At 69.2% G+C, this 10,174-nt stretch carries 8 protein-coding genes; all 8 read right to left on the reverse strand.

What is annotated here, in order from left to right:
- Positions 1-453: 453 nt before the first annotated feature.
- A complete protein-coding gene (locus tag PAI11_RS18055) occupies positions 454-1,872 on the reverse strand; it encodes a tyrosine-type recombinase/integrase (protein WP_040600868.1) in 1,419 nt (472 codons plus the stop codon).
- A 258-nt stretch (positions 1,873-2,130) separates the two neighbouring features.
- Positions 2,131-3,405, reverse strand: coding sequence for a hypothetical protein (locus tag PAI11_RS18065; RefSeq protein ID WP_040600869.1), 1,275 nt, complete (start codon positions 3,403-3,405; stop codon positions 2,131-2,133).
- A 9-nt stretch (positions 3,406-3,414) separates the two neighbouring features.
- Positions 3,415-5,136 (reverse strand): UvrD-helicase domain-containing protein, encoded by a 1,722-nt coding sequence (locus PAI11_RS18070; protein ID WP_040600870.1) that lies wholly within the window; start codon positions 5,134-5,136, stop codon positions 3,415-3,417.
- Positions 5,133-6,854, reverse strand: a complete 1,722-nt coding sequence (locus PAI11_RS18075) for an ATP-dependent nuclease (RefSeq protein ID WP_040600871.1) — start codon at positions 6,852-6,854, stop codon at positions 5,133-5,135. Before PAI11_RS18075 ends, PAI11_RS18070 begins: the two co-directional genes overlap by 4 nt.
- Before the next feature lie 242 nt (positions 6,855-7,096).
- The gene (locus tag PAI11_RS18080; protein ID WP_007577464.1) at positions 7,097-7,885 is read right to left on the reverse strand and encodes a hypothetical protein; all 789 of its coding nucleotides are present in this window, start codon (positions 7,883-7,885) and stop codon (positions 7,097-7,099) included.
- A gap of 99 nt (positions 7,886-7,984) precedes the next feature.
- Positions 7,985-8,635, reverse strand: coding sequence for a glutathione S-transferase family protein (locus PAI11_RS18085; RefSeq protein ID WP_040600872.1), 651 nt, complete (start codon positions 8,633-8,635; stop codon positions 7,985-7,987).
- A 12-nt stretch (positions 8,636-8,647) separates the two neighbouring features.
- Positions 8,648-9,208 (reverse strand): dihydrofolate reductase family protein, encoded by a 561-nt coding sequence (locus tag PAI11_RS18090; protein ID WP_040600886.1) that lies wholly within the window; start codon positions 9,206-9,208, stop codon positions 8,648-8,650.
- A gap of 98 nt (positions 9,209-9,306) precedes the next feature.
- On the reverse strand, positions 9,307-10,174 hold an 868-nt coding region (locus PAI11_RS18095; RefSeq protein ID WP_040600873.1), incomplete at its 5' end, for a thiolase family protein.

The following is a 10,174-nucleotide window of genomic DNA, read 5'->3' on the forward strand; positions in this document are numbered from 1 at the left end:
TGATTTGCAAGGAACAGACGGCGGCTCGCCCGATGAATTCTCGGCACGACGGCTCCGCGAGCCGAGCGCGCGCGCACGATGCTGCCGCGCTTCGGACATGGAGGACCGGCTCGATCGACGTCTGAGAAGTCGCCGAATCGTGAAGCTGGATCGGGGAAGCTCAAGCGGTGCGGGCGCCGATCGATCCCGTCCCGGGTCGCTAGCGGGCCTGTTCCCCACGGCCCGGCCCCGTAACCGTCCATAGGGGCTCATTGCGAACGCACGAGGCCGGCGCTGAGGGTCCGCCGTCCTCATGCCCGCCCAGTAGTGCCACTCTCGCCTCGGTGGAACGGGCAGTCTGATCCGTCACGGCCACCATCTCGAACAGACCCGAACAGTCGAAGACGGCCGCCGATAGTGCGTCCCAAAGTTCAGCCGGACGCGACCGACGAGCGTGGGGTCGGGGCAGGACGATTAGATCTCGCCCGACGATGAGGCCTCGGTGACGCCGTAGGCCGCGTTGGTCGCGGCGATCGACCTCGAGTTGACCTTACCGTGGGTGTATCGGTCGGTGGTCGAAACGCGAGCATGGCCCAAGATCGACGCAGCGTAGACCTGGTCGATGCCCTGCGCGAGGATCGAACCGGCGGCGTGCCGCAGTCCGTGGAGGTTGACGGGGTGGAGCCCCGCGGCGTCGCGGGCGGCGGTGTATCGCCGCCTGATCGCGGAGTCGCTGAGCACCTGACCACGCCTGCCGCAGAACACGAAGTGGTCGGCCTCGGTGAAACGCGATCGTTGGGACAGCCGCGCGAGCGCCTCGGCTGCCGGCCGGGGGGCCGCCACGGTGCGGGCGCGCCACGATTTCGGCGGCTTCTCCTGGCCTGCCGAGAAAGCGGTTCGGATCTGGAACATCGCGCCGTTCATGTCGGGGTCGAACGTCACGTCACGCCAGCGCAGGGCACGGATCTCCCCGAGCCGCATCCCGGTGTAGAAGAGGACCCGAAACAGCTCGGCATCACGCTGGTCTTCAGCGTGGCGGAGCTGTGACTCCTCGAGCTGCGCGGCCTGCTGCCGGGCACTCAGGGGCGACGGCGCGAGCGGTCCACGATGGTTCGGGCTCTTCCGGCCTCGGGGCTTTCTGTGCGGCCCTTGCTCGGCGGCGCGAGCGAGCGCCTCGACCTGAGTGCGCTCGTAGTACTCGACGTGCGCAGGTGGGGGCTCGCGCCGTTTGTCGGTCGGGGCCACCGCATTGGCCGGCAGGTTGTAGGTGTCCAGCCGCTGCCCGTACGCGCAGATTGCGTGCAGCAGGTCGCGGTGCTTGTTGACGTTCTTTGGTGCCAGTTCGCCATCCAGATCGCGCAGCCAGAGCGAGACGGCCTTCGGTGTCACCTCGATGACTCGAACGTCGCCGAAGCGGAGCATCAGGCGACCCGGGCTCTTCTTTGGGCCTCGCTTTGCCGGCGCCCCGGGTTCGCGCAGCATGTACCCGTAGTCCTGCAGCGTCGAGGGTGCCGCGGTCTTCACGTCGCGCAGCCAGGCGAACCACTCATGGGCGAGTTCTCTCACCGTGATGGTCTCAGTAGGAGACGGCACGTGGGCCTTCGCTGCCTGACGATCGCGGTACCGCTGAACGACGTCGGGCGCAGCGGCTAGAGCACGACGCTCGTCGAAATACCCCTCGGGGACGCGACCGCGACGCTTAACCCAGAGGGCTCGACCGTCCTCGTCTTGGCCGGCGAAGTCCAGCCAGGCCTTCCCGATCCGGAGCTTCGCGGGCTTGGTGCGGCCCGGGCCGGTGGGCTCGTGCCACGCGGCCTCGTAGTACGGGACCGGAGGGTCACCGCCGCCCGCTCGGACGACCAGGGCGGGCGAGATGTCTCGAACGGTCTCCATGGGTCGAATCTAGCAGTGGGTAGCGCCGGAATCGAGATTGGGTAGCACCGGGCAGTGGGTAGCGGATCGGGTAGCGAACAAGCGATAATCCCTTTCAAAGCGGGCAACCCGCCCGACCCTGCTGCGTACAGCCGCGTGGTTTACACAACAAGTGCCTGGATCGCACCCAGGAGGTCAGGGGTTCGAGTCCCCTTAGCTCCATAGGACACGGAACCCCTGCTAGCGCGGGGGTTTCGTGCTTTCGAGGGCCGGTGCGTGCTAGGAGTCGGAGGGCTCAAACACGGAGTTGCGCGAGGCGGCCGCGACGGTGACTGAGCGGTCGGCGTCAAGCCCATTCAGCACGAGATCCTTGAGCCGCTTGGTGGTGGCTCCTCGCGATCCGACCCAGCCGCCGCGCACCAGTGAGACGAACAGCGTGTTGTCGATGTGCCGCCTCACGGTGTCGTAGCTGAACACGGCTCCTCCGCGCGGACCCGCAACCTCGTTGGAGTTCGCCAGGGCGTCGTAGTAGCTCAGCGGGAGGTACATGCCGCTGACCAGATCCTGGGTGTAGTCAAGCCGTACGACGGGCTTGCAGAGCTTGAGGAAGCATGCGCCGGGACTCAGGCGAAAGCTCATCGGCGAGCGGTCATCGCGGCCCGGCGCGATCTTGCGCATCCGGTCAAGCTCTGCGGCGAGCTGCGCATCGGGTCGGTAGAGCAGCTTGGGCGGGTCGCCCTCGCGACGCATCGTCTTGTACTGGACCAGCACGAAGCTCGGCATCGTCTCGTTGATGTAGATGAGATCGGCACCCGTCGTGCGCTCTAGCGGCTGCCGATTGACGTTGACCACCGTCAGGCGCTCGTAGCCTTTGGCAAACATGACCGCTCCCGAGGGGCTTTCGATGCGATCAAAGTCCAGGAACCGCATGCCGTCGTAGGCGATGGTCGTGTCCTCGGCGGCGCGGAGTCGTTCGAGTTGGTCGAGAAAGGACGACTCGCCGTCGGGCCAGGCGCCGCGCATCGCCTTGCGGGGGATGTCGCCGATGTCGAGTGCGAGGCGCACGGCATCGGCTTCCTGCGCGGCCGCCTGCAGGCCGTCGCCGCGCAGCGGTGGTGATCGAGGGGTGTCCGCGCCGATCATCCGCCGTAGCTCCCTGCCGGCGGCTGGGCGCAAGGTCTCCATGGCGTCGATGACTGCGGCGCTGCTCTTTCCCGCGAGTGCGCCGCCGCCGAATGCGCGTTCGTCGACAGTCCGGCGGAACTGGTCTGGGATCGCGGCGATCAGGTGCTCGAGTGGCACCGGCGCGATCTCGACGCGGCGTACGTATCCCAGGCGGTGCCAGCCGGTAGCGACGCGCTGATGGCTGCGCGTCACCGTCCCGATCTCGAGGATCGTCAAGCCGGTCGCGTCGTCGCGCACCAGCAGCGCCACCTGACGTCGTGGCCACGTGCTGGCGCCGGCCCGGGTCATGTCGGTGAAGCTCTGGCGCCGATCAAGCGCCTCGGCTTGCGCCTCGTCGCGCACGTGCATGAACGAGAGCGGAAGCGGCACCGGCTGAGCCTACGTCGTCGTGATGACCTGAAAGCCGAGCGACGTGCACGACGCCGCGACACTCCGGCCCCGGCCGTCGTCGGGCAGGGCGACCAGACAGTACCGTCGCGCCCGGGTGAGCGCGACGAACAAGACGCGGCGCTCTTCGGCCTTCTCGGCATCGATCTCAGTCCCCGCCACAGCGGCCTCCCACAGCTCCATCTGCGAGGTTGGGTCGCTGCCGTGCGGGCGTCGGATGACAACCATGACGGCATCGCTGTCCTCGCCCTTGAAGGAGTGGACCGTTCGAGCGCTCAGTTCGCGCGGCGCCGGCGCGAACACGTCGTTCGCCTTCTCGTTGGCCCAGTCGGGCTTGGTGGTCACGGCTCGACCGCCGACGTGAGCGACCTTGGCCTCAAGCGTCGACGCGACGGCGTGGAGCGCTTCGCGGGCGCTGACGAGCCACGTGCGGAGATCGCCGCCGAGCGCTGGCAGCCGGCCAAGGAGCAGGTGGCCGGCGCGGCGCAGAGCCGCACGCTGCTCATCGGTGAGCGTGTCGACGTGCGTGGTGTCCCAGGCGCAGTAGGCGAGGAGTCTCTGGGCGCGTCGGACATCGTGAGCGGTCAGCGTGCCAGCGGCAAGGCGCGCTGCGAGCCGCCCGAGGACGTACTGGCGTTCGGTGTCCTTGAATAGCGAGGTCTGCCCGTTGAGGGCGTCGACGATCTTCCAGTTGCGCGCCAGGACCGTCGCCTGCTCCGGGGTCATCTCGTAGCGCGCGAGCCGTGCACGGAAGACCGCCAGCGCGGCCTGCGGCTCCTTGGCGGGGTAGAGCATCACCTCTGGTGAGATCTCGCACCCCGCGTGAGGACCAACGGCGGTGTCGGGCGTCGTGCGGGTACAGAAGTTGACGGCCGCGTCGCAGATTCGCTGCGACGAGCGGTGATTCTCGGTAAGTGAAAGGACCCGCAGGCCGCGATCATCTGCAAGCTTCTGGCAGCGCTCGGCGCTGGCGCCTTGAAACGAGAAGATCGACTGCTCCAGGTCACCAACGAGGACCAGCGAGCGCAACGCACCGGTCGCGTGAAGGACCTCCAGGCACGCGAGCTGAAGCTCGGAGGTGTCCTGGGCCTCGTCAAGCAGCAGCTCGTCGAACCGTCCGGCGACCGCTTGTGCGACGGGCGAGAACTCGCGTAGCAAGCGCAGGGCAATCCACATCGCGTCGTCAGCGGTCAGGAGTCCCGCGCGGCGGAATAGGCCGCCCTTGCGCTGGCGGACCTCCCGGCCGACCGCGGCGACGATCTCCTCACTGGTGCCCCTGACGCCGCGCGGGGCGCGCGTAACGGTGAGGCTGCCGTCAGCGGTGCAGCGGAATCGATCCAGGCCGATGCGTTGGGTGTTGTCTCCGTAGACCCGGACTTCGGGCCAGCCGCCGCCCTCGTGGATGAACGGCCCCCGCTCGGCGCCGAGCAGGTGCGCGTAGGGATGGACGACGTATCGCAGGAGGAACTTGTGGATGGTCCCGAGGAAGTGCTTTTGGTCTAGGGCCACCCCCAATTCTGCGGCGAGCACCGTGCCGATGCGGTCAGCGCCGACGTTGGTGTAGGAGCAGACAGCGACTTTTGCGCCCGGCGTGCGTGTGAGCCGCGCCGTGCGCTCCGCCGCCGATCGCGTCTTGCCCGATCCAGGGCAGGCCAAAAGTAGAAAGTCGCCTTCGGCGTCAACGACCGCCCGCTGCTGCTCGGTAAGGATCACCCGACTTGCTCGCTGGCCGGAGATTCGGTCACCCACTCGATCGCTTCGCGCAGGTAGTCGGGGACGCTAATCGCCGTGTAGGGGTCGGCGAACAGCTCAGCCAGTTCCTGTGCGTAGCGGCCCTTGACGGTCACGACGCTCTTCAGGATCTCGTCGGCGTGTTCGACGGCCGTCTTGCCCGCGAGGGAAGCCCGCAGTCGCGGACCGGCGATCGGCTTGACCTGCTCCAGGGCGCTCAACATGACGTCGCCGTTGCCCGCCGCGGCAAGATCCCACTCCAGCGTGCGCTGCGCGAGCTTGACGGCGACGTTGTCGCCCGCCCGCGTCCTGAGCGACTCGGCCCTCGGCGACAAGGCCGCTGTCTCACCTTCGAGCTCGTTGGCCGATGGCTGCGCGTCGCCGTCGGAGACCGCGACGACGCGATACGGCAACTTGTCCGGTCCGAACAGATCAGTGAACGGCGGGAACGCCACACCGCCGATGTTGATCACGGTGACCCCGTTTGGCGCGAGCGGCCGCCCCAGTCGCTCGGCGATCACCGGGACGAGTAGCTGCTCGGCAACACCTTCGACGAGGATCACCGAACCCGCGAAGAACAGCGACGCCTTCGTCACGTCGAGGAACCGGCGCAAGTAGGCCAACTGCCTGTCCTCGAGGCCGAAATCCCGGGGGAGACGTGCGCGCGGCCGGCCATCGCCTCCGCGAGCAAGAACACTGAGCCGCTCCACCCGCGCTGACGACGCGAACGTCGGAGAATGGGTCGTGACGATCACCTGCGTCGCGCTGCTCGCCTCGGTCTCCAAGAAGCGCATCAGGAGGTCCTGGAGCTGCGGATGAAGGTGGGCTTCTGGCTCCTCAACCAGCAGCACCCGAAGAGTCGGCTCCTCATCACGCGGGGCGGCGATCGCCGCGAGCAGCACCGACATGTACAGCAGGTTGTTGTAGCCCAGACCGCTCTCGTCCATCTCCAACGCGGCGAGCTGGCCGATCTTTGCCCGTAGCGCACCGACTACGCGTTCAAACTTCGGATCCTCAAAGGCAAGTCCGCTGTGCTGCGTAAAACGGCCTCGCCCCGTCATCGCGTCAAGACGGTCAGTGACATGGGAACGCGCATCCACAATCGTTTGGATGGCGTCCAGTGCCGTGTTCGCCAGCTGGGCTGCGTCAATGATCGCCTGATGATCTGGATGTCCTTGGGGGGCGAGGGCCTTGACGAAGGGGATCAGTCGATTGTCACGGCCAGGACGAAGGTCAGCGGCAGCGTCGCGTAGCGGGGGGAGATAGACGAAGCGCACTGCGTCGCGCGCGTGTCGCTCCACCTCCGCCTGATCGGAGTCGCCACCGAACCATTGGGTCTGGACCCGCCCATCAGCGCCGAGCGTCGCCCGGAGCCGGAGCTTGGCTACGCCGACGCCGGCGTTGGGCGCGAGGCACGTCACCATCCGCGCTTGTTCTGCCGCGGTGAGCCCGCCCAGCTGCACCTCGAGTTCGAGCTCGTCGGTGAGGCGATTGCCTCGGCCGTCGTGCGCAAAGTCCTCCTCGCGCAGCCAACAGCGTCCCCGCGGGCCAGCCTCGGGTTCGAGCACGGTCCTCACGCCGTCGATCACGTTGCTCTTGCCCGCGTTGTTCTCGCCCACGAGGACGGCGAGCGGATTGCAGACCCCGAAGGTCCCGTCGAGATTGCGATACCCACGTGCTCGCAGCGCGGTGACATACATGCCGGCAGCACGCTACTCGGGGGACCGGAACACACCGATGACCGGGCACCCCGACGGCACCGGACGGTGACCGACTCCACGCGACCGCATCGCAGGTGACAGTCGTAGCTTGGAGCAGCTGTGATGTCGGAGGCACAGCGCGGTCGCGGCTGGCGTCAACTTGCAGCGTTGCCCGTGAGCGCGGCGCTCGATGAGGGGTCAGATCGAGCAGATGCCCCGCGCACCCCAGCGCGAGTCGCCGCTCAGGCGCCCGGGTGCTTGGCCCGCGCCTGCTTGCGGGGCTTGAAGGACAGCCGGTAGCGGATCACGGTGTTGATCTCGAGGGAGCCCTTGTCTCCCACGAACCGCGGCGGAAACTCGCAGTGGTAGGCCTGGTTCACGTCGAGGGCGAACGGCTTCTTCGCGGTGAACTTGGCGAGCGACACGCGCGTCGCGGGCACGACGAGGCTGCCGAGCGCGTACTCGTCCGGCTTGCAGGTGCCGTCCTGCGACCACACGCCCTGGGCGTAGACGCCCCACTGCATGCTGTCCCACGGCGTCGGGCAGCCGGCGGGGAACTTCAGGTGGGTTGGAGATCCGTCGAGGCGCAGCTTCTTGCGGCTCAGCCAGGCCGAGGCCTCGAGTCGGGTCGTCTGCGCTCCGCAGCCGCTGCTGTCGTTGAGGTGCGGAAGCGGCGCGGGATCCTCCGCGCCTGCCCCGCACGGCATCCCGTTCGACGAGGAGATGCCGCCCTGGTTGGAGTAGGCCAACGGAACCGACGCGTCGAACACGGTGTGGTACGACCCGGCCGGATCGAAGGCGAGCCGGAACGGGCGCGTCGCGGAACTGGAGAAGTCCATCGTGACCTGGCCCTTGCCCTGCCCGCTGCGACCCGCGAAGTCGGGGCAGGCCCGAGGGTCTTCGACCGCGAAGCTCCACCTCACGTCCTGGGTGCCCTTCAGCGAGACGTCCCAGTAGAAGGGACCCCTCGGCCGCGCCTGGGCGGGGGCGACGATCGCCAGCGCCACGGAGACGGCGAGCAGCGAGGCCATGGCGGCACGTCGGAGCATCGCTCCAAGCGTGCCGAGAGCGCCGAGCTCGCGCATCGGTGATACCACGGGCTCGCGAAGGACGCGCGGAGGGCCGCGCCGCTACGCGGGCGGCGTGCCGGTGTTCTGCGCCAGCTGCGCGGCGAACGCCCGCTGGTAGGCCGGCCGCGCCTCGCCACGCGCGACGTAGGCCGCCAGGTTCGGGAACTCGTCCAGGATGCCCGAGGGCCTCGTCCTGAGCAGCACCGACACCATCATCAGGTCCCCCGCGCTGAACGCCCCGTCGAGCCAGTCGGCGTCGCCGAGACGGACGGACAGCTGTCCCAGCCGCTCGCGGACGCGGTCCTGCACCAGCGGCAGGCGCTCCCGGCTCCACGGCCTGTCGCTCTCGACGACCTTGGCCATCGAGAGGTCGAGGATCGGCGGCTCCACCGTGCTGAGGGCCGCGAACATCCAGGTGATCGCGCGCGCCCGCGCATCCGCGTCGCTCGGGAACAGGCCCGCATGGCGCTCGGCGATGTGGAGCACGATCGAACCGGTCTCGAACAGCGCCAGATCGCCCTCCTCGTACGTCGGGATCAGCCCGAAGGGATGGAGCGCCAGATGCGCCGGCTGCTTCTTCGCCTGGAACGACACGGGCCGGACCTCGTACGGCTGGCCGACCTCCTCGAGCGCCCAGCGGACGCGGGTGTCCCGCGCCAGTCCCCTGCCGCCGTCGGGCGAGCGTTCGAAGGCGGTGATGGTGATGGTCATCGACGAGCTCCTTCAGGCGCCCAGGCGGTAGTGGAGGTGGACGACGCCGCTCGGGAACCGGCGTTCGCCGAGCAGCTCGAGTCGCGTGCGGACGTGGTCGGGCAGGGCGCGCTTGCCGCCTCCGACCACGATCGGGCACAGGAACAGATGGCACTCGTCTACCAGCCCCGCGCCGATCGCGTGGCCGGCCAGCTGGGCGCCCCCGACGGCGATGTCGGTCGCCGAGGACCGCTTGAGCCGCTGGACGGCGTCTCGATCGAGCTCGCGCTCGATCCGCGTCCGGGCGCTGGAGACCGCCTGCAGCGTCCGGGAGTAGACGACCTTCTCCGCTGCTCGCCAGATCCCGGCGTAGTCCGAGAGCACCGCGGGCTCGCCGGCATCGCTGCTCGCGGTCTCCCAGAACACCATCGTCTCGTACATCCGGCGCCCGTAGAGGTAGGTGCCGATCGGCCGCTCGAGGTCGTTGACGTACGCGTGCAGCTCCTCGTCCGGCGCCGCCCAGTCGAACCTGCCCTCCTCGTCCTCGACGTAGCCGTCGAGCGAGGCGATCGCCGCGTAGATCAGCTTGGCCATGTCCACTCCAGTCGGTCGTCGCGGTGCAGCCACCGCGGTCGTGGATGCTGAGACCGCGACGCGCAGCGGAAATCATCGATCGACCGCCGGCGGACTCGTCAGCGGTGCAGCACCACGGCCAGGCCCTGGCCGACGCCGATGCAGATCGCCGCGACGCCGTAGCCGCCGCCCCGCCGCCGCAGGTCGTGGGCCAGCCGGCCGAGGATCCGGGTGCCCGACGCGCCGAGCGGGTGGCCGATCGCGATCGCGCCGCCGTGGACGTTGACGCGCTCCGGATCGAGCGCCGGCCAGCCGCGCAGGCAGGCGACCGACTGGGCCGCGAACGCCTCGTTCAGCTCGACGGCGGCGACGTCGTCCCAGCCGATCCCGGCCCGGCGCAGCGCCTCGTCGGCGGCGGCGACCGGCGCGTAGCCGAACAGGTCGGGGTCGTTGCCGTGCGCGGCGCGCGAGACGATCCGGGCCAGCGGCTCGACGCCCAGCCGTGCCGCCGCGGCCTCGGTCCCCAGCAGCGCCATCGAGGCGCCGTCGTTGAGCGGCGACGCGTTGCCGGCCGTCACGGTCCCGTCGGGCCGGAACGCCGGCCGCAGGTCGCGCAGGCGCTCGGCCGTCGTCTCGGGCCGGATCGCCTCGTCCCGCTCCAGCTCGACGCCGGCGACCGGCACGATCTCGTCCGCGAAGACCCCGGACGCCCACGCCGCGGCCGCCCGCTGGTGGCTGCGGGCGGCGAACGCGTCCTGGGCCTCGCGGTCGACCCCGTGCTGCTCCGCCAGGTGCTCGGTGGCCTCGCCGAGCGAGATCGTCCAGCGCTCGGGCATCGCCGGGTTGACGAGCCGCCAGCCGAGGGTGGTCGAGTGCAGTGTCTCGTGGCCGGCGGGGTAGGCGCGCTCGGGCTTGGGCAGCACCCAGGGCGCGCGGCTCATCGACTCGACGCCGCCGGCGACCACCAGCTCCGCGTCGCCGGTCTCG

It is taken from the genome of Patulibacter medicamentivorans (genome assembly GCF_000240225.1).
GTDB lineage: Bacteria > Actinomycetota > Thermoleophilia > Solirubrobacterales > Solirubrobacteraceae > Patulibacter > Patulibacter medicamentivorans.